Origin of the sequence: Sphingobacterium sp. SYP-B4668, from assembly GCF_027627455.1 — a bacterium.
Lineage (GTDB): Bacteria > Bacteroidota > Bacteroidia > Sphingobacteriales > Sphingobacteriaceae > Sphingobacterium.
In genome coordinates this window covers 5350282-5371605 of sequence record NZ_CP115483.1, presented here as the reverse complement: position 1 = coordinate 5371605, position 21324 = coordinate 5350282, and the positions used below count along the sequence as shown (strand labels likewise).

Annotated in this window: 17 protein-coding genes and 1 tRNA gene; 11 read left to right on the top strand and 7 right to left on the bottom strand. The window is 41.8% G+C overall.

Annotated elements, in window-relative coordinates:
• The first annotated feature begins 74 nt into the window (after positions 1 to 74).
• Genes OQ289_RS21875 through OQ289_RS21865 form a run of 3 tightly spaced genes read left to right on the top strand, consistent with a single transcriptional unit; the run spans position 75 to position 2657 of the window.
• Entirely contained in the window at positions 75 to 1355 is a 1281-nt protein-coding gene (locus OQ289_RS21875) for a hydroxymethylglutaryl-CoA reductase (protein ID WP_270088813.1), read from the top strand.
• Positions 1356 to 1362: 7 nt separating this feature from the next.
• Entirely contained in the window at positions 1363 to 1944 is a 582-nt protein-coding gene (locus tag OQ289_RS21870) for a CDP-alcohol phosphatidyltransferase family protein (protein ID WP_270088812.1), read from the top strand.
• Between the two features lie 2 nt (positions 1945 to 1946).
• Complete coding sequence (locus tag OQ289_RS21865) at positions 1947 to 2657, top strand: phosphatidate cytidylyltransferase (RefSeq protein ID WP_270088811.1); 711 nt, start codon at positions 1947 to 1949, stop codon at positions 2655 to 2657.
• A gap of 156 nt (positions 2658 to 2813) precedes the next feature.
• Here OQ289_RS21865 and OQ289_RS21860 read toward each other — a convergent pair whose 3' ends face one another.
• The 4 genes from OQ289_RS21860 to OQ289_RS21845 all read right to left on the bottom strand — a co-directional run bounded on the left by OQ289_RS21860 (position 2814) and on the right by OQ289_RS21845 (position 9171).
• Positions 2814 to 4271, bottom strand: a complete 1458-nt coding sequence (locus OQ289_RS21860) for a TolC family protein (RefSeq protein ID WP_270088810.1) — start codon at positions 4269 to 4271, stop codon at positions 2814 to 2816.
• Complete coding sequence (locus OQ289_RS21855) at positions 4243 to 7434, bottom strand: efflux RND transporter permease subunit (RefSeq protein ID WP_270088809.1); 3192 nt, start codon at positions 7432 to 7434, stop codon at positions 4243 to 4245. Before OQ289_RS21855 ends, OQ289_RS21860 begins: the two co-directional genes overlap by 29 nt.
• Positions 7435 to 7456: 22 nt before the next feature.
• A complete protein-coding gene (locus OQ289_RS21850; RefSeq protein ID WP_270088808.1) occupies positions 7457 to 8539 on the bottom strand; it encodes an efflux RND transporter periplasmic adaptor subunit in 1083 nt (360 codons plus the stop codon).
• 248 nt (positions 8540 to 8787) lie between these two features.
• Complete coding sequence (locus OQ289_RS21845; RefSeq protein WP_270088807.1) at positions 8788 to 9171, bottom strand: hypothetical protein; 384 nt, start codon at positions 9169 to 9171, stop codon at positions 8788 to 8790.
• Between the two features lie 224 nt (positions 9172 to 9395).
• Here OQ289_RS21845 and OQ289_RS21840 point away from each other — a divergent pair, with 224 nt between their 5' ends.
• Entirely contained in the window at positions 9396 to 12557 is a 3162-nt protein-coding gene (locus OQ289_RS21840) for a S41 family peptidase (RefSeq protein ID WP_270088806.1), read from the top strand.
• A gap of 36 nt (positions 12558 to 12593) precedes the next feature.
• On the opposite strand, the gene OQ289_RS21835 is transcribed toward OQ289_RS21840, so the two are convergent.
• On the bottom strand, positions 12594 to 13568 hold the full coding sequence (locus OQ289_RS21835; RefSeq protein WP_270088805.1) for a hypothetical protein: 975 nt from the start codon (positions 13566 to 13568) through the stop codon (positions 12594 to 12596).
• A gap of 189 nt (positions 13569 to 13757) precedes the next feature.
• Between OQ289_RS21835 and OQ289_RS21830 the strand changes: the two genes are divergently transcribed.
• The 7 genes from OQ289_RS21830 (at position 13758) to OQ289_RS21795 (ending at position 19231) form a co-directional block, all read left to right on the top strand.
• Positions 13758 to 14234 carry a hypothetical protein gene (locus OQ289_RS21830; RefSeq protein WP_270088804.1) on the top strand — a complete coding sequence of 159 codons (477 nt, stop codon included), beginning with the start codon at positions 13758 to 13760 and terminating at the stop codon, positions 14232 to 14234.
• Positions 14235 to 14382: 148 nt separating this feature from the next.
• Positions 14383 to 14455 (top strand) — tRNA-Lys (locus tag OQ289_RS21825).
• 110 nt (positions 14456 to 14565) lie between these two features.
• Positions 14566 to 15612 (top strand): aminotransferase class I/II-fold pyridoxal phosphate-dependent enzyme, encoded by a 1047-nt coding sequence (locus OQ289_RS21820; protein WP_270088803.1) that lies wholly within the window; start codon positions 14566 to 14568, stop codon positions 15610 to 15612.
• Positions 15613 to 15977: 365 nt separating this feature from the next.
• Complete coding sequence (locus OQ289_RS21815) at positions 15978 to 16262, top strand: HU family DNA-binding protein (RefSeq protein WP_033563994.1); 285 nt, start codon at positions 15978 to 15980, stop codon at positions 16260 to 16262.
• Positions 16263 to 16284: 22 nt separating this feature from the next.
• Positions 16285 to 17121: a tetratricopeptide repeat protein gene (locus OQ289_RS21810; RefSeq protein ID WP_033563889.1), complete on the top strand. Its 837-nt coding sequence runs from the start codon at positions 16285 to 16287 to the stop codon at positions 17119 to 17121.
• A 303-nt stretch (positions 17122 to 17424) separates the two neighbouring features.
• Positions 17425 to 18978: an Rne/Rng family ribonuclease gene (locus OQ289_RS21800; protein ID WP_270088802.1), complete on the top strand. Its 1554-nt coding sequence runs from the start codon at positions 17425 to 17427 to the stop codon at positions 18976 to 18978.
• Between the two features lie 85 nt (positions 18979 to 19063).
• Positions 19064 to 19231, top strand: coding sequence for a hypothetical protein (locus OQ289_RS21795; protein ID WP_270088801.1), 168 nt, complete (start codon positions 19064 to 19066; stop codon positions 19229 to 19231).
• Here the strand turns inward: OQ289_RS21795 and miaA are convergent.
• A complete protein-coding gene (gene miaA / locus OQ289_RS21790; RefSeq protein WP_270088800.1) occupies positions 19228 to 20082 on the bottom strand; it encodes a tRNA (adenosine(37)-N6)-dimethylallyltransferase MiaA in 855 nt (284 codons plus the stop codon). The two genes, OQ289_RS21795 and miaA, sit on opposite strands and share 4 nt — an antisense overlap.
• A gap of 50 nt (positions 20083 to 20132) precedes the next feature.
• Positions 20133 to 21305, bottom strand: a complete 1173-nt coding sequence (locus OQ289_RS21785; RefSeq protein ID WP_033563891.1) for a Gfo/Idh/MocA family protein — start codon at positions 21303 to 21305, stop codon at positions 20133 to 20135.
• Positions 21306 to 21324: the final 19 nt, after the last annotated feature.

Below are 21324 nucleotides of genomic sequence, written 5' to 3'. Positions count from 1 at the left end.
AAATAACATTATTGTTTGTTGCAAATGATCATGCAAGAATCGCAATAGATTTGTTTAAACAAAAACCATACAAAATGGCCTCGTCTATTACAAGGGCAAGCACAGCCTTGCATACCCTGAATATTGCATTAAAATTGGAACAGATTGTCATGAATATACATGATCGTAAACCGGCTATGTTAGATGAGCAGAATCTAATACCGATCTCTGGAAGTTTAAATACCGAAAGTATTCAAGCGCGCACGTCCTTTTTAGAAAATAAAACCGGGAAGCAATTCCCTTATTTAGTTAATAATAAAGGTTTCTATACGTTGGATGATCTTCATGGAAATATAGAAAACTATATTGGTATGTGTCGCGTTCCAACTGGTGTGATTGGACCGTTGAGGGTAATAGGTTCATTTGGAAGCGGAGATTTCTATGTTCCGTTGGCTACAAGCGAGGGAGCATTGGTGGCTTCCTATCATCGGGGGGCTCGAGCCTGCTTCACTGCTGGTGGTGTGACCTCCGTCTGTCTGACAGAAGGTGTACAGCGGAGTCCAATTTTCAAATTTGAGAGTATTGCTGACTTAGGTTTATTTGTCTCTTGGCTACTTCCCCAGTCTGAGAAGTTTGATGAGATTGTGGGGCGAACAAGCCGATTCGCCAAGTTGGTGGATACCAAGATACAGATCGAAGGCAATCATCTCCTTGTTATCTTCGAATATCATACAGGAGATGCTGCGGGGCAGAACATGGTCACTATATGCACGGATGCTATTTGTCAATATATCGTTGAGTGCTGTCCTACAAAACCTAAGTTTTGGTTTATAGAAGGGAATCACTCTGGCGACAAAAAGGCTACAGCAATGTCGTTTGGCAACGTTCGTGGAAAGAAAGTTACTGCTGAAATCGTATTGTCCAAAGAAATCGTTCAAGATGTGCTGAAAGCGACCCCTGAGCTCATGGCTGAGTACTGGCGTTCGTCTACAATGGGGATTATCCAAAGTGGAGCTATTGGGGCTCATGGGCATTATGCGAATGGACTTACAGCTTTATTTTTGGCCACAGGTCAGGATGTCGCTTGTGTGGCGGAAGCAGCGACGGGTATCACGCGTATGGAGAGCAATACGGACGGTTCCTTATATGCAAGTGTTACTTTGCCAAATTTGATAGTGGGTACTGTAGGTGGTGGAACGGACCTTCCCACTCAACGTGAATGTTTAGAAATGATAGCGTGCTATGGAGCTGGTAAAGCGCGAAAATTTGCTGAAATATGCGCAGCTCTCGTGTTGGCAGGAGAGCTTTCTATTGCGGCGGCATTATCTACTGGTCAATTTGCGCAGGCACATCAGAAATTCGGCAGAAAAAAATAGTTTAACGATGGAATCAAAGAAAGAAAAATTGTGGAACGTACCGAATGTACTATCAGCATACCGTCTCTTGGCGGTACCTTTTATCGTACAAGCAATCGTGGTTGGGAATAATTCGCTGTTTATTATATTGTTGTCGATTAATTTGATAACCGATATATTGGATGGTCTGATTGCTAGAGTGTTTCATCTAGAAACGGAATTGGGAGCGAAGTTGGATTCACTGGCAGACATCGGAACCTATGTAATGGCATTTATGGGAATGGTTATGCTGGAGCGGGCATTCGTGATGGAGTATCGTGCTGAGTTTGCGATATTGATGGTCATGTGGATGCTTCCACAACTATTATCCGTGATTCGTTTTGGACGGTTTCCAAGTTTTCATTTGTGGTCCTATAAGGTAACGGGTTATGTGCAGGGCATCTTTATTTTTACCTTTTTTGTATTCGAGTTTCACGAGGGTTATTTCTATTTTATGCTCGTTATCAGCTGTTTTGCGTATATAGAGGAATTAATGTTGGTTATTTTATTGCCGAGTCTTAACTCCAATCTAAGGAGCATTTTCTTTGTCTTACGTAGTAGAACTAAGTAAGTATGCTCTGGTCGTCATTGTATATCGTAATTACATTTTTCGCGGTAGGAGCAATTGCTTTGGCTATTTTGAATATGAATGAAGATATTGATAAAGCTAAAGGGCGCTGGATAAAGTATCTTTTCTATCTCATAATTGTGGCAGGAACAATTTGGTGTATATATAAGGGTTATATGCAGAATCTAGCGATAGGTTTATTGTTTATAGGGACGTATGAAATTTGTAAAGGTTGGCGGTCTTCAAAGCGAGGGGGAGTATTTCTGGGGGTTTCTATCATTTTTTTCCTCGTTTTATCCTTTTTCTTCTATGGATTTTCCGTTAAGATGTCGTCGGTATTTATACTATATGTGTATATGATTGTCTTTACCTTTGATGGGTTTGCACAATTGACCGGGCAGCTTTTCGGTAAGCGGAAAATTCTACCAAATATCAGTCCGAATAAGACAATCGCGGGTGTAATCGGAGGAACCGTGATGGGAAGCGCTACCGGTATATATATGACACGGTGGTTGGAGATTTCTGGAAACGCGATTTGGGTATCGCCATTGGTGATTTGCGCGAGTGCTTTTGTTGGGGATATATTGGCTTCTTGGTATAAGCGGATGTGTTTGATAAAAGATTATAGTAAGCTTATTCCTGAACACGGTGGAATATTGGATCGCTATGACAGCTTTATTTTTGCAGGGATAGTATTTGGGTTGCTTTATTCCTAAAGGAAGGTGAATAAGAGGAAATTTATAAATAAGTGCTCTAGTTGAAATAGGTTGTCAGGGACGGGGGTGACACTGGAAATAATCTAGAAAATCATCACGATATTTCGGAGCTTAGTTTCAGAAATACCGTGACGATTTCGAAGGGATTGCAAGCTGTTACTTCCAGCCTCCTCCTAAGCCTTTATAGATATCAACGACGGTGCTTAATTGCTTTTGCTTTGCCTCTATTAATTCCAGTTTCGCGTCTAAAGCATCTCTTTGGTTAAGCAAAACTTCGAGATAGTCCGCCCTAGCGTTTGAAAATAATTGATTGGCGATGTCAATGGATTGATCTAAAGCTAGTGTTTCTTCTGATTTCAACTGATAATATTGTGCGATGTTTTTGACTTTTGACATGAGGTTGGCAATATCGAGATAGGCATTCAAGATTGTCTTGTCATATTCATATAAAGCCTGTATCTGCCGGGCATCCGCCGATTGAAAGTTGGCTTTTATTGCACTTTTATTAATCAATGGACCGGCCAACTCACCCACTAGACCGGCAGCTATAGATTCAGGCATTTTTACTAAATAAGATGGCTTAAAGGCCTCTAACCCGAGTGTCGCTGAGATTTCGAGTGAAGGATAGAATTCCTTCCGAGCAGCTTCTACATCGAGTTTTGCAGATTTTAGTTCCCATTCCGCCTGTTTGATATCGGGTCTGTTGGCGAGAAGCTGTGATGGAATTCCGGTATATACAGGGGGTGGTATGGTGGACATAAAGCTATCCTTTGTTCTTACGATTTCTTGGGGATAGCGCCCAAGGAGCGTATTGATTTGGTTTTCTTTTTCGGTGATCTGCTGGTGAATAGTATATTCGGTTGCTTTGGATTTGGCGAGTTCGGCCTCAAATTTTTTCACGGCTAACTCTGTTGTCGCGGCTGCCTGTTTTTGAATTCGAGAAATGTCCAGCGCTTTTTGTTGTAGACCGATATATTGCCGTAGGATATCCAACTGATTGTCTAAGGCTAATAATTCATAATAATTGTTAGCGACTTCTTCAATTAAATTGGAAAGAACAAAGTTTTTGCCTTCAACTGTTGAAAGGTAGTGTGCTACCGCTGCTGCCTTTTCTGTTCGGAGTTTTTTCCAAATATCAATTTCCCAATTGGCCATTAAGCCACCCTCAAAATTCCCAAGGGGGTCGGGTATTTCTTTTCCTGGCTCAATCTCGGTCGTGGCATCACCTGCGCCTTCACTGGTATATCGACCTGCTTTAGTTAAGCTAGTACCAAGTTTGGCTGCAACGAAAGGACTTAGTTTTCCTTTTTTATAGCCGACATTGCTTTTGGCAATTTCTATCTGCTGAAGTGTAATTAACAATTCTTGATTGTTTGTTATGGCCGTCTCGATAAGACTTACCAAATTGGGGTCGGTGAAAAATTGCCTCCAAGGGGTTGCGCCACTATTGTGGCTGGTGTCTTGGGGTGTGGAAGGTTGAAAATTTTGAGGGATATTTTCTTTTATCTGGTCTCTTATGACAGTGGCTTTGGGAGCACTGCATCCCACTAAGGCAATCGATAGCGCAATTGCTGGAATTAAGCGCTTAGTCTTCAAATTTTCCATCGTGTTCATAGGGTTCAGTTTTTTCTGTTAATGGATTTTCTTCTTCATATTTTGCCAATCTGGACTTTTCAGCAAGGGTTCCGAAAATGTAATATAGTCCTGGAATAATCATCAACCCGAAAATCGTTCCGATAAACATGCCTCCGGCGGCGGCAGTTCCGATAGTCCGGTTGCCCAGCGCGCCAGGACCGGTGGCTAGTACCAAAGGAATCAATCCGGCAATGAATGCAAACGATGTCATCAAGATCGGACGGAAGCGAATAGTGGCACCTTCAATAGCGGCTTTTAGGACGGAAATACCTTCTTCTGCTTTTTTCTGTACAGCGAATTCTACTATTAATACCGCATTTTTACCCAGTAGTCCAATCAACATAACCATCGCAACTTGCGCATAAATATTGTTTTCTAGTCCGAGTAACTTGAGACAGAGAAATGCTCCAAATATACCTGTAGGTAAGGAAAGGATAACGGGGAGTGGAAGAATGAAACTTTCATATTGTGCAGAGAGAATCAAGTATACAAATCCTAAGCAAATCAGAAATATATAAATAGCTTCATTGCCTCGGCTTACTTCGTCTTTCGAGATTCCAGCCCAATCGATACCAAACCCCCGGGGTAACTTTTTGTCTGCGACTTCTTGGATGGCTTTAATAGCCTGTCCACTACTGTATGCTGGGGCTGGGGATCCACTGACCTCGGCGGAGTTATACATATTGTGGCGAGTGATCTCGGACAGGCCATATACCTTTTCTAATCGCATAAAGGCGGCATATGGTACCATCTGATCTTTATCGTTCTTAACATATAACTTCAATAGATCTGTGGGAAGGGCTCGGTATTGTGGGCTGGCCTGAACAATAACTTTGTATGGCCTGTCGAAACGAATAAAGCTGGTCTCGTAATTAGAGCCGATTAGTGTCGAAAGATTGTCCATTGCTTTTTCTATGGTGATTCCTTTTTGTTCGGCAAGATCATTGTCAATCCTCAACATATATTGTGGGAAACTTGCAGAATAAAAGGTGAAAGCGGATCCCAATTCAGGACGTTTTTTTAGCTCTCTTACAAAATCAGTGCTTACGTGCTCCATTTTCTGATAGTCTCCACTTCCGGCTTTGTCTAGCAAGCGAAGTTCAAAACCACCTGCGGCACCGTAACCGGGAATGGAGGGTGGTTGAAAAAACTCAATATTGGCTCCCGGTATATTTTTTGCTTTTTCTTCCAACTCTTCAATAATCTGTGCAGCAGACTCTTTGCGTTCTTCCCAACTTTTGAGATTAATGAGGCAGGTCCCAGAATTGGAACCGGTTCCTTCTGTCAGAATTTCATAACCTGCCAATGAGGAAACGGACTGTACACCTTCGATGTCCTCCGATTCTCTTAAAAGTTCTTTCGCGATTTGATTGGTCCTTTCCAAAGTAGAGCCAGGCGGAGTCTGGATAATGGCGTAAATCATGCCTTGGTCTTCTCCAGGAATAAATCCCGAAGGAAGGGTGTTGCTTAGCAAAAATGTACAGACGCAAAATGCTAGTAGTAAGGGTAAAGTAATAGCTTTTTTGGTAACGGTTTTATTTAAAAGAGCCTCGTACCGTCGTGCTCCCTTTGTAAATAAATTATTGAATTTATCTAAAAGGAGGGTAATGAGACTTTTCTTTCTGGGTTTTCCATGATTGTTTTTCAGAATCAGGGCACAGAGTGCGGGTGTCAAGGTTAATGCGGCTACACCAGATAGGATTATAGCTGAGGCCATGGTTATAGAAAATTGTCGGTAGAAGACTCCAACGGGGCCCGACATAAAGGCGACGGGGATAAATACAGAGGCCATGACCAACGTAATGGCGATAATGGCACCACTAATCTCATGCATAGCTTCTTCTGTGGCCTTTAGAGGGGATAGATTTTTCTCTTCCATTTTGGCATGCACAGCCTCGATGACGACGATTGCATCATCAACGACTACTCCAATTGCCATTACGAGGGCAAAAAGGGAAATCATGTTGAGGGTAATGCCAAAGGCTGACATAATCGCAAATGTGCCAACTAGTGAGACGGGAACGGCTAAGGCAGGGATAATTGTGGAGCGCCAGTCACCGAGAAACATAAATACAACAATGGCAACTAATATAAAGGCTTCGAATAGGGTGTGGACAACTTTTTCTATGGAAGCGTCCAAAAAACGAGAAACATCATAACTGATGTCGTAGTGCATCCCCTTAGGTAGATTGTTCTTCTGAAGATCGGCCATCAATGTTTTCACATTTTTGATTACTTCACTGGCATTTGAACCATAAGACTGTTTTACGGTAATTGCTGCGGATGGTTTCCCATTTAGTGTGGAGTATATATCATACATTGACGAACCAAATTCAATATCAGCAACATCTTTTAATCTGACAAACTCACCACCTGACTTGGCTTTGAGAATGATATTTCCATAGTCTTTTTCATTGTTAAAACGGCCGGGATATTTCAAGATATATTCAAAAGATTGGGATCGTTTACCAGAGCTTTCTCCTGTTTTACCGGGTGAAGCTTCTAAACTTTGCTGACTTAAAGCTTCCATGATTTCATCAGCAGAAATATTATAAGCAGTTAGCCTATCTGGCTTCAACCAGATGCGCATGGCATATTCACGAGTGCCTAATATTTCAGCAAAACCAACACCACTAACCCGTCTCAATTCGGACATGACGTTGATGTCGGCATAGTTAAAGAGGAATTTTTGATCGGCTTTTGGGTCGTCGCTGTATAAGTTGATATACATGAGCATGTTGGGTTCTTCTCGTGTGATTTTAACGCCTTCGCGAACCACTAGCGGAGGTAATTTGTTGACAACAGATGAGACTCGGTTTTGAACATTTACTGCAGCGACGTTGGGATCTGTCCCCAAGTCAAATACAATCTGAATGGATGCCTCTCCATCATTTCCAGCGTCGGAGGTCATGTATTTCATCCCAGGAATCCCATTTAGGCCTCTTTCTAATGGTATGACCACAGATTTAATCAATAACTCGTTGTTTGCCCCTGGATAAGCAGCCGTAATGTTTACTTTGGGGGGTGAAATGGAGGGAAATTGTGTTACTGGCAGTTTGGCCAGTGATAAAAGCCCTACAAATATGATAATCAATGAGATTACAATAGAGAGGACCGGTCGACGAATGAATTTCTTAAACATAATTTTTCCTTTTTTAGGTGCCTTACTCTGCGTTTAATTTGAGGGATAGAAGAACTTTTGCAGGATCTTCAAACTTGGTTTGAATTTTTTGATCGTCCTTTACCTTTTGAACACCTTCTAAGAGGATCTTATCCCCCTGAGAGAGACCTGCACTTATGACATATAGGTCTGGAAGTTCATAGGCAACTTGGATGTTTTTGGACCTTGCCACACCTTCTTTATCGATGATGAACACATATTTTTGATCTTGGGTTTCATAAGTTGCTTTCTGAGGAATGACCAAAGCATTTGTGAGGGGCAATGTCATAAGTACTTTACCTGTTTCTCCGTTTCGTAGTAATTTATCTGGATTGGGAAACTTTGCACGAAAGGCAATATTGCCTGTCTCGCTATCGAACTCGCTTTCTATTGTCTCGATAAGACCTTTATTGGGAAGGAGCTGATTGTTCGCTAATAATAGATTGACAGTATTGCTTCCTCTATTTTTAGTATTGGTTTGATAGTCTAGATATTCGGGTTCTGAAACATTGAAATAGGCAAATACTTGTCGATTGTCAGACAAATTGGTCAGGAGCTCCCCTTCGTCTATCAGGCTTCCTAATTTTTTGGGTATGCGGTCTATGGTGCCGTTAAAAGGTGCTCTTATCTCGGTGAAAGAAAGGTGTAGCTTAGCTAGAGCTTTCTCGGCGTTGGCATGATCTAGCCTTGCTTGTGCCAGAGCCTGCTCATTCTTGGATACGATATCCTTATCAACAAGGGATCGAGTGTTCTGCAGTTCAATTTCGGCGACTTTGGCTTCGGCTTCGGCCTTTTGATATTCGGCTTCGTATATTTTAGGCATAATCCGAAACAGAAGTTGACCAGCCTTTACGAATTGTCCTTCGTCTACGTATATCTGCTGCAGAAAGCCCTTTTCCTGGGCTCTGATTTCAATGTTTTGAAAGGACTTTATTTGAGAAACGTACTCCTTGGTAAAGGTGGTGTCCATTATTAAGGGGCTGGTAATCGCATATCTGGCGATTTCTTGTTTTTCTTCTTTCTTAGGACTGCAAGCAAATTGTAGCATAAGTGTGCAAGCAATTATAGATAGGACAATTATTTTCATTGTATGGATGTATTATGAGGGCACGTGCGTGGTTGACAAATGTTTGACTTCTGATAGAATCAAAGAGCAGGTTCACGATGTGCTGTTATTTTGATAATGAGCAAAATGGAGAATAGAAATCGGGAAGCGAGTTCTGAATAAAAGGGGCTTCTACAGCAAAAAAATAATATACTGCGGCAATACTAAAAACGGTTGGTATCTAGTGCTGCGAGACTACATGAAAGCTGAGGAAGGTCGTTTAATTGGAATCAAATCCTCAAAGCATGTTGGAGGATGTATTTGTCGGGTGCGTGATAGGTGAGATTGAAACTGCAGGATGGAAGTTGTGTGGTCTCATTGTACGCTTGATTGTAAAGTAGTGTATAGGAAAGAACTAAATAATAGCTAGGAAGCAGAGTATATTTTCTATTAAAAGCGATATCGGTGTCTTCGCTTTCAATGGATGTTAAATCTTTCTCTAATTCGGAAGATACATTCTTTTTGGATAGGTGGTGAGTATAGGAAGAGTGTTGAGTTTTAGTATACGGGACAGAGAAGTGTGCGGTCCCGCTATCGTGCGGGAATGCGAAAGTCTCCCCATGCCCCCAAAAGAGGAGCAAGCACGTAGTGACGATGTATACTAATGCTTTCATTAATGGCAGCAAAAATAGTAAAAGTTTGAATGCTACAAAATAGCTACTGGCGATGAGTGTGTGAAAAAAGGTTAAAAAGGAGAGTTCTTCCGGGTTGTAATAGCTTGTTAGGCTCGGCAAGTGATTGTAAAAAAACAAATACTTGATGGAGAAGCGAGTTTAAACAGAATTAGTATGTTAAATTTGGTGCTTAGAGATTATAAAACAGTATAACCTATTTTTGCATGATAAAAGTTTTTCTGTGTTCATTGGGACTTTCTTTCGGTAGTCTGCTTGGGGCTCACGCTCAATCACCGGTCTCATTTTTGTCTTATCCTACACTAAGTCCAGATGGAAATACCGTTGTGTTTAGTTACGATGGAGACCTGTGGCGGGTACCTTCTGAAGGGGGGCTCGCTCTACGTTTGACTGCGATGTCAGGAAACGAAATTGCACCAAGGATATCTCCCGATGGGAAGTGGCTTGCTTTCTCCTCAAGTCAAAATGGAAATATGGATGTCTATACGATGCCGATGGAGGGAGGAGATATCAAGCAATTGACGTATCACGATGCTGGAGATGAAGTAGATAGTTGGAGTTGGGATAGTCAATCAATCTATTTTACGTCCTCCCGCTACAATAGGTTTACAAGTTATAGGGTGAATATTGGCGGAGGTACTGCCGAAAGGCTCTTTCCTCATTATTTTAATACCATACACAATGTGGTAGAGTCTCCAAAAGGGGAATTGTTGTTCAACGATTCTTGGGAGAGCTATTCGTCAGCGAATCGAAAACGCTATAAAGGAGCTTTCAATCCTGATATTCTTTCTTATAACCTGAAAAGCAAAGTGTTTAAACAGTATACGGATTATGAAGGCAAAGATTTTTGGGCGAGTGTGGATTTAAAGGGGAATATCTATTTCGCTTCTGATGAAGGGAGCGATGAATTTAACCTTTATACATTTGCGAACGACAAGAAGGTGGCATTGACAAAATTTTCAACCTCAATCAAGCGACCGGTTGTATCGGCAAATGGAGCGAAGGTGGTGTTTGAAAAGGATTACCAACTGTTTGTTTATGATGTCGAAACTAAAAAGACTATACAGCCTAAAATCTCCCTGAGTAGAAATCAGGTTTTAGGGAAGCAGCAGGAATTCGATATCAAAGATAATGTTAGTTATCTGGACGTTTCGGTGGATGGAAAGAAGATGGCATTTGTGTCTAGGGGTGAACTGTTTGTGAGTGATATTGATGGGAAATTTGTTAGACAGATGCCAAGCCACGGTGAAAGAGTAATGGAGGTGAGTTGGTTAAAGGACAACAAGACATTACTCTATAGCCAGACGTACGAGGGGTACTTAAACTGGTTTACGACGACTGCCGATGGAAAAGGTGGAGAGAAACAGCTTACGCAGGACCATCGTAATAATAGAGATATCGCATTTAATAAGGAACGGACGCAGGCGGTATACCTCAGTGGTCGTGATGAAGTGCGCTTGCTGGATTTAACGAGCTTAAAAAGCAAAACTATTGTGAAGGATGAAATTTGGGCTTTTCAAAATTCGTCTCCGTCATTCTCCCCAGATGGCGAATATGTATTGTTCACAGCGTACCGTAATTTTGAGCAGGATATCTTGGTACATCACTTGAAAACAAATAGTACTATTAATTTGACGAACACCGGAGTATCCGAAACTTCGCCTGCTTGGTCGCCAGATGGGAAGTATATTTACTTTGCGAGTAATAGGACGAAGCCCTCCTACCCTACTGGTATGCAAAATGCTAGGATTTATAGGATGGCTTTGGAGGATTTTGATGAAGACTACCGCAGCGCTAAGTTTGATGAGTTGTTTGACGAGTCGAGCAACACGAAGCGCGACTCTACGGCGGTGAAGAAGAATGGTCAAGATAAGAAGGATGAGACGAAGGCTGCCTCAACCATAAAACCGATGGTGATGATAGATACACAAGGGCTAATGGATCGTATTACATTGGCGAGTCCAGCGTTCGGATCGCAGTACAATCCATCTGTATTTAAGAAGGGCGATAAGACGTACCTATTCTTCTCTTCTAATCATGAAGGGCGTGGGGCGCTATATAGGACGGTGATGGAGCCCTTTGTTCCAAATAAGACGGAAAAGGTGGTCGATGGCGGGGTGAATTCTTTTTTTGAATCGGGAGGGAAATATTACGCGTTGAGCCGCGGAGGTATCCAAAAATATAATTTGGAGGCCAATAAGCTTGATAAAGTGGAAGTATCATTGAAATTTCAACGTAATCTGGAAAAGGAGTTTGCACAAATGTTTTACGAAACATGGGCTGGAATTGAGGAAAATTTTTACGACGGAACATTTCACGGAGTGGATTGGGAGGGAATAAAGAGAAGGTATGAGGCTTACCTCCCAAATATCAATAATAGGTCAGACCTTCGGATTCTATTGAACGATATGCTGGGAGAGTTGAATGCCTCACATTTGGGCTTCAATTCGTCTGGTCCTGAGGAGCGAAGAAACTTTGTGTATGTGACGAATGAAACAGGAATATTATATGACCAAAAAGATCCCTATAAGGTGTCGCAAATCATCCAAAGAGGACCTGCGGGGAGAAAGGGTGTGGATGTAAAGGTGGGAGATCAGCTGGTGGAAATAAATGGACGAAAACTGGATAAATCGATGGATCGAGACTTTTACTTTACGCAACCATCCCTTGCGGAGGAATTGGAGTTAACATTCGTTCGTGATGGAAAGAAGGTCAAGACTAATATAAGGCCACAATCTACGACGACGCAAAGGGAACAATTGTATGACGAATGGATTAAGGGAAATCGGTCGAGGGTAGACGCTTTGAGCAAGAACCGAATTGCTTACTCGCATATGAAAAATATGGGCGGGGAGCAGCTGGAGCAATTTTTATTGGACATGGCAGAGCAAGAGAATAATAAGGAAGCTATTATCTTAGATCTTCGTTACAACACTGGAGGCAATGTGCATGACGAGGTGCTGCGGTTTTTGTCACAACGGCCGTATTTACATTGGCAGTATAGGGATGGTAAACGATCGCCGCAGAGTAACTTTGCTCCCGCGGCCAAGCCGATTGTACTGTTGATCAATGAGCAGTCTTTGAGTGATGCTGAGATGACAGCGGCGGGCTTCAAGGAGTTGAAATTGGGAAAAATTATTGGAACAGAGACTTATCGTTGGATTATTTTTACGTCGGCAAAGGGCCTAGTGGATGGCTCGATGTATCGGGTGCCCGCTTGGGGCTGTTATACGTTGGACGGAAAGGACTTGGAATTGACGGGGGTCTCTCCAGACATTGCCGTCAGGAATACCTTTGTGGACCGGATAGAGGAGCGAGATCCTCAACTTGAAAGGGCAATACAGGAAATTATTAATGATTTGAAATAATAAAAAAGGGAGCTTGATTGGGCTCTCTTTTTCTATTTAGTCATTTTCGCAGATAAGTACATTAGATTGGCCTAGTCGCTGTGAGCCGCGCGAAGCGGGCACGGCGACATCGCCTGTTGGAAAGAAATCTATGTATTCGATTTGCTGTGGTATGTAAATTTCTACGGTAGTCTTAGCGTAGCTTGTAGGAAGGTATTTGATATAATATCCATCGGGATGACGGCTCCAAACCCCTCTGGGGAATTTTTCGTTTGTCGGTGCGGCGCCTGTAAGCATGGCAAGATTTTCAATGTCCTGATAGGAGGCATTGGCTTGATACATGAGACCTCTAATCTTATTTTCGATTTCGATGATGGTTTTGGCGGGTTCGGGGAGGTTGGTGGTGACAGACTGTATGGCTTCTTCGCTAAGGTAGTCAATCACGGAACTTCCTAATGCGCTAAGGTCGTTTTGGCTGAGTAGGACAGCTGCGGTGGCTTGTAGTTGAGGAGATAGTTTGGAGAAATTAGTCTTGGCAATAAGCGCCCATAGTAAAAGTTGAACCTGGGATTGTTCTATTTCGGGATGGTTTTCCCAATTGGCAATAAGTGTTCTCGCCGTCTTCTCTTTTGGGCCAGCGAGAGGTGCAAATAGATAACCATCGCCTTTAGTGGGACCATAAGTGCCCGCTTGTAGACAGAAGCTCTTAAATGTACCGATGTAGAATCCTGGTTTTAACCGAAACCCTGTAGTGGTGGAGTAGTCAGAGTGAAGGTCGCAGAGCGGGGTCTTGACGGAATCACTTCCAAAGTCCAAAGGAAGGAGGTCGTCTTGATTACAATCATCGAAATTGGTTGTGATGGGGTCTGTCTTCAACATTTTGAGTTGCGTGCTGTTGAGGGCCTTACTGACACTCTTGTTGACCAGGTCCCCAAGTTTGCCAAATTGGGCATGGACGTGTAGGCTTGAGCATGTTAATAGGAGCAATACCACTCTAATGGTGTAGGTTCGTAAATAATTGCAGTAATCCATTTGTCTTTTAATATTTTGTCTTTCAAATTTAGCTAAAAGATGAATCAACCCAATATGAATTTTTTGTTAAGGGGAGGAATTTGTTTAATCCGGACTTTGATAAGAAAAAGCTAGTTGTTTTTTAATTTATTTGGAATGTCAATAATGTCATTATATGTCGTAAATTAGTGTACATTAAAATCCCTTGATATGAAGAAGATATTTCTTTCGATAGTATCGGCTGTGGTTACAATCTCCTCTTTTGCGCAGGATATCCGTCCGCAACAGCGGACTGGCACTTCTTGGATATGGGGACCTTCAATTGGATATCAGTATCAAAGTGGCAATTTCTTAAAATTGTCTGGATGGGGGCTCTTTGCTCCTAATGACCATCAATATATGAAGATTGATGCTGGCGCAAATCTGACATGGATGATGAATCGTACAACTGTAATCCCCGAACTAGGGATTACCTATTATCTTAGCGATAGCGGAATATGGCCTTTTCTAAAAGCTGAAGCTACTCCTTATACGATTACGCCTAAGGTTGGAATCAGTTTGATGTCTCTGGTGGATATTGGAGTGGGGTATGGTTTTGATGTCAATCAAAAATCGGGTTTCAAGAAGATAGATGGATTGACGGGGTCTATTAGCGTCAATATTCCGCTTAACTTTTTTATCCGTTAGTGGATATGTGGGTTGCCACCCGTGTTGATTTGGCGATGGAATTTTTCTATATTTTGTTGTGTAGAATTTTACTGAAAAAAATGAAAAAAACGTTTGGTTTTGTCATGTACAACTGTAACTTTGTTTTGCATTCGGTAAGGAAAGAAATGACTTCGTAGCTCAGTTGGTAGAGCAACAGACTCTTAATCTGTGGGTCCTGAGTTCGAGCCTCAGCGGGGTCACAAAAGAAAGCCTTCAAAGTATTTGTCTTTGGGGGCTTTGTTCGTAAATTGGGCAGCGAAAGTTATTGGATGCTACAAGTTACAAGCCGTGTATAAACCTAGTTTCAATAATGAATACTTTTAGACAGTTAAGTCAACCTACGGGACGATCGATTCAGATGGAAGATGATGAGTATTTGTTTTTCGGAGGAACGGCCTATCTAGGCTTATTGAATCACGCGGCATATATTGAGTTGTACGTGGAGGGTATTCGGAAATTAGGTCTTAATAATGGAACCTCTAGGAACAACAATGTGCAGTTGGGGATATATGGCGAAGCGGAGTCTGTAGTGGCGTCGCGATTTGGATTTGAGGATGCAATTTTGTTATCTAGCGGCTATCTCGCTGGCCAGCTTACGGTGAAAGGATTGGTTGAAAAGGGAGAAATTTTGTATGCTCCTCACAGTCATCCTGCACTATGGTTGGGGGGCAATCCAAGAAGAGGTGGTGCTTTTGAAGATTGGATAGCGGATACTGTTCGTTATATCAATGGTTCTTCCGAAACTTCGTTTGTGCTAATCAGCAATGCGATGGACAATATGACGCCGATGATGTACGATTTCGGATTACTCCGAGATATCGATGTTTGTAAAAAAATAACCTTGCTGTTGGATGATTCGCATGGGATAGGTGTGGTGAATTTTAATAGACCATCGGTAGATATTGCTCATTTGCCCGAGCATATCGAAGTGCTGGTCGTGGCTTCACTTGCGAAGGGGATGGGGACTGATGCTGGGGTTATATTTGGAAAGAAAGCGACAATCTCAGAACTTAGGCGGTCTACTTTTTTTACAGGGGCATCTCCTGGGGCACCTGCTGCGATATATGCGCTATTGCACGGAGAACAAATATATGGGGATCAATTCGAAAAGCTTCAGCGTAATATTTCACAATTCGCAAATTTGGCGGGAAGTCAACTGAACCATACAGCTCAGTTTGCTGTATTTACTTCTGGGGATGCTGAATTGTACGACTATTTGGTTAGGAACAAGATATTGATATCAAGTTTCCCCTATCCACTGGAGGATGATCCCTTGCTGAACCGCATTGTAATCAGTGGCCAGCATCGGCAAGGGGATTTGGAACGATTGGCCGGCTTGGTCAATGTCTTTTACTGAGAGGGGAGTGCGGATTATGTGCTATTTATTTTTGGATAGTACAATGTTGGAGAGTCGAATACTGAACGTTTAAACATAGATGATGCTAATAAAGTTGCTTGTAAAAAATCCGTTTCACGTGGAATGAATGTTTTTAAAATAACTCTTTGATATTCAGTATAAAAAACTGTATTTTTGTGGCTTATTTGCTTAGGTAAATTTTTGTGATTTTGAGTAGTCAGGGAAAATGTCTTGCGTATTTGCAGTCATTTTCATTAAAAAACGCATAAATAATTTCCAAAGCTCATTTTAAAGCAATACCTTTGCGTCCCCAAAGTGCTGTGTGCCTAAGGGTTGAAATACAAAATAATACAGTAATAATAGATATGACTAAAGCAGAAATTATCGCGGAAATCTCTAACAAAACGGGTTTAGAGAAGGTAGATGTACAAGAGACAGTTGAAGCATTCTTCAAGGTGGTTAAAAACGCTATGATCGGCGGAGAAAATGTTTATGTAAGAGGTTTCGGAAGTTTTGTAGTGAAAAAAAGAGCTGAAAAAACTGCAAGAAACATTTCAAAAAACACAGCAATCATTATTCCTGAACACTTTGTTCCAAGCTTCAAACCAGCAAAGGTTTTTGTAGAGAAAGTTAAAAACGGGAATAAATAATATTATTTAAAAACGATTCATCATGAAAAACACCAAACAGATTGTCGTCGTAGCCCTCGTTGTTCTTCTTGTAGGAGCATTGTTGGCACAGCCAATCAGTGGTTTGGTAGATGGAAAAGAAGAAGCATCGCGTACAGCAAGTACCGGGGCTTCTTCTGTTATTAGTCTTGATGAAATTTCCCAATCTGCTAAACAAGGATTGGATGCCAATATCATTCAGGAGATTGCTGATTTGGAAGCAAAAATCGAAAAAGCATCGGATGATGAAAAGGTTGACCTCTATCAACAATTGGCACAAAAGTGGGATGACGTTGCAAAGCCTGCTCCTCAAGCATTGGTTTATGAGGAAATGGCTAAGATTTCTCCAAAATTTGAATACTGGTTGAAAGCGGGACAAGCTTACCGTGCGGCCTATACGAACCTTCAAGATACGACCTTGGCGATGGAGCTAAATAAAAGTGCAATCCATGCATTTGAAGAAGCGACTAAGCTGGATGGTGCTAACCTTGATGCTAAAACTGGTTTGGGGGCTGCAATGGTAACAGGTACGAATAATCCAATGTCCGGTATTGCAATTTTAAGAGAGGTTATAGCAAAAGAGCCTAAAAATTTAGAAGCTAACAAAACGTTGGGATTGTTTTCATTGCAATCTCGTCAATTTGACAAAGCAGTAGAACGTTTCAAGACGGTAATCGAATTGAAACCGGATGCGGAGTCATATTTTTATCTAGCCACGGGCTATGAAAACATTGGGATGAAGAGTGATGCTATCGCTGCTTTTCAAAAAAGCAAAGAACTGGCTTCTGATCCTTCTCTCTCTCAGTTCATCGATAAACGTATCGAAGAATTAAGTAAGTAACATATTATTTTATAATCATTTAAAAACATTAGAGCTATGCCAAGCGGAAAAAAAAGAAAAAGACACAAAATGGCTACACACAAGCGTAAAAAACGTTTAAGAAAAAATAGACACAAGAAAAAATAGGCTTGTGTGAGTTATGGATGTTTGTGGTCCTGAGGTCAATAAACAGAAGTAACGGAGTACAATCTGTGAATCTGCGGTTGTGGAAACATGGATTGTATTTTTTCATTAAACGGGATTTATGTTTCATTGATGCTGCCTTGACGATTGTGTCGGGTCGGTATCTTAAATATGTAGCTGTTGGTAAAGGAATTAATTATCGATTCTACCCCAGATAAAGGGGTAACTATTGCTTTACTACAGGACAAACAGCTTGTTGAATTAAACAAGGAACAGGCAAACAACAATTTTGCTGTTGGAGATATTTATCTGGGAAGGATAAAGAAAATCATGCCTGGACTTAATGCTGCTTTCGTAGATGTAGGTTACGAAAAGGATGCATTCTTGCATTATTTGGACCTTGGTCCTCAAGTGCAATCTTTGCTCAAGCTTACCCGTATAGTAAAGAATGGCAGCTATCAAGAGAAGTTGCTCAATAGTTTAAAGTTAGAAAAGGACATCGATAAGGCAGGCAAAATTTCGGATATCTTGAGCCGAAATGTACTATTGCCTGTTCAGATAGCCAAAGAGCCTATCTCTACAAAAGGTCCACGATTGAGCTCGGATTTGTCGATCGCTGGAAGGTTTGTGGTATTGGTCCCTTTCTCAAGTACAGTTTCTATTTCGAAGCGAATCAAAGGAAGTGCTGAAAGGACACGTCTTAAGAAAATAGTCGAGGGAATAAAGCCGGCTAATTTTGGCGTAATCATCCGGACAGTATCCGAAGGAAAAGGTGTTGATGAATTGCAGAAAGATTTATTAGACCTGATTTCGAAATGGGAATTATTTACCAAACGCCTTAAATCTGCTGAACCTCCCCAGAAGGTATTGGGCGAGATGGATAGAGCTTCTACCATCTTACGCGATATCTTGACGGACGAGTTTACGCATATATATGTTAATGACCCCGTCATCTACGAGGAAACAAAATCGTATGTGCAGGAGATATCGCCTGATTTGGAGAAGATAGTAAAGCTTTATAAGCATAAGGAACCTATCTTTGAACATTTCGGTGTAGAGAAACAAATTAAGGCCTCTTTTGGTAAGACGGTCAATCTGCAAGGGGGTGCCTACTTGGTAATAGAGCACACAGAGGCCCTGCACGTTGTTGATGTCAATAGCGGAAACCGGACTGCCAATAAAGAAAATCAAGAAGATAACGCGTTGTTGGTCAATAAAGAAGCTGCACGCGAAATAGCAAGACAACTGCGTCTGCGGGATATGGGAGGGATAGTGGTAATCGACTTTATCGATATGCATAAACCAACCAATCGGAAGGAACTGTTTACCTACCTTAGGGAATGTATGCTGGTCGATCGCGCAAGACACACTATATTGCCGCCGAGCAAATTTGGCTTGGTGCAAATCACACGGCAACGTGTGCGCCCAGAAATGAGCGTAGTGACAAATGAAAAATGTCCGACCTGCGATGGGACGGGCGAAATCCGATCAAGCATCGTCTTAATGGACGATATTGAAAGTAACTTGAGTTTTATCCTTCAGGAGCAAAACGATAAGGGAATAACATTATGTGTGCACCCTTATATAGAGGCCTACATCAAATCTGGTTTTGTGTCGAAGAGATGGAAGTGGTTAATGAAGTACGGACGATGGATAAAAGTTAAATCCATAGCTTCTTACAGCTTAACCGAGTTTCACTTCTTCAATGCTAAGGATGAAGAAATTAAGTTATAATAGAAAAAAAGACATTGAAAGGGCTGGTAGTGATACCGGCCCTTTTTTTATGATAGATGATTGGTTCATGAAACGGGTATAAAGATTGGAATGGAAAAGACAAACGGTAAGAAGGAACCCATCTTATGCCGTATGGGCAGTATCTGAAGTTAAAGATGGCTTTGAAGGTAGTGGTTTGCTCAGGTTATTGATCGTGATTGTGGGCTGCATGTTGGCATTGAGAGATATGTTTCAACATCTTGATATTGGCTAGGTGGAGGAAATCCAGTGAATGTGTATGCCGTCCTTTTCCATCTTTCTGAAATAGGTCATCTGTCGTTTGGCGTAGCGGTGTATCTCTGTCTCGAGCTTGTCTATAAAATAGGCTTCATTTATCTCTCCAAGGAGGTACAGAGAGGTATATTTGTATTCTAACCCATAATACTGCAAATCTTCGTGTCGTAATCCTTGCGCGAGTAAATGGGTAACTTCTTGTATAAGTCCTTGCTTCAAACGATCGTGTAGACGGATGCTGATTTGCTTTCGTCTTGCTTCTGCGGGAGGATTCAATCCAAATACAATCGATTGTGGAGGGGATTGTTGAAGGGAATGATTGGGGTGGATTTTTAAAAATTCGAGAATCTCAATAGCACGAACGATTCTTTTATTAGTAGAGGTGTCAATGCGGAAATCCGAGGGAATGGTGTAATGGGATAACGTATTTATTAGGTCTTCTTTGGGGCACTTAATAAGTTGATCTTTGAAACCTTCGATAATGGGAGTTAGAGCATATTTGTTGTGCTGGATAATGCTTTGTAGGTATAAACCCGTGCCGCCACATAGAATAGTGTATTTATTGCGCGCTAATATTTGTTGATGGGCTTGTTGGAAGTCTTGTATGAATTGGCCGAGGTGATATTTATCTCCTGGTTCACAAATGTCAATAAGATGATAGGGTACATCTTGATATTCTAAAAGGTCTTTTCCTGTGCCAATGTCCATTCGACGATACACTTGTCTGGAATCTGCACTTATAATTTCGGCACCAATATGCCTGGCAACTTGGACGGCGAGGGCGGTCTTGCCGGAAGCGGTGGGTCCGAGTATGGTGATAATTTTCTTCATTGGAACATGGTGTTGCTCCAATGAAGAAAGTAGTTTATCTAGTGAAGTTATCACACAACAAATTTAGTCCATTTTTCGTTGCCTTCGTTATTCAAGACAACGGTTTCTATAAAGGCCATGCCTCTTACTCCATCTTGGACATTTGGAAAATCTAGAGATTCGGCAGATGGTGTGACGCCATCACGTTTGGCGGACACGGTCTGTGCAAAGTTACGATAGATATTAGCGAAGGATTCTAACAAGCCTTCTGGATGCCCGGCAGGAATACGTGTATTGTGAGTGGCAAATGAACTCAAGGTGTAAGGTGCGGCATATGCATTGCCCGTACGGTAGAGTTGGCGAGGTTGGTCTAACATTTTTATAATGAGGTTGTTGGGGTCTTCGTTAGCCCATTCTAACCCTCCTTTTTCACCGTATATACGAATGCGGACAGCATTTTCCTCTCCTGCGGAAATTTGCGATGCCATGAGTACTCCCTTTGCACCTCCTTCAAATCGTAATAATACAGAGCCATCATCATCCAATAATCGACCTTCGACAAATGTTGTCAAGTCTGCGCAAAGTTCGGTTATTTTTAATCCAGATACGTACTCGGCTAGATGCGCGGCGTGTGTACCGATATCACCCATAACGAGTGATTTGCCTGAACGCTTGGGATCTGCTCTCCATGCTGCACCTGCATTGCCTTCTCGTTCAGATAGGCGGCTCAACCAACCTTGAGGATACTCAACAACAATCTTGCGTACCTTTCCGAAATGGCCTGCTTTGACCATGGCTTTTGCCTGCTTGACCATAGGATAACCAGAATAGGTATGGGTAAGGCAAAGTGTACGACCTGTCTTTTCTACAATGCTTCGAAGTTCTTCCGCTTCTTCTAAGGAAACTGTCATTGGTTTTTCAACGACTACGTCAAAGCCATTTTCCAAGGCGAGTTTTGCAGGGCCGAAATGTAAAAAATTAGGAGTGACAATCGTGACAAAATCCATGCGCTCTCCCTCTGGGAGGGAAGCTTCTTTGGTAATCATCTCTTCATAGTTTTCATAGACGCGATCAGGGGAAATGAACAAATCTTCTCCTGACTGCTTCGATATCTGTGGGTCAATGCTAAAGGCGCCACAAACCAATTCTATCTTTCCATCCATAAAGGCGGCAATACGGTGTACAGCTCCGATAAAGGCATCGTTACCTCCGCCCACCATGCCCATGCGTAGTTTACGTTTCATATTTATAATTTGTATTTTT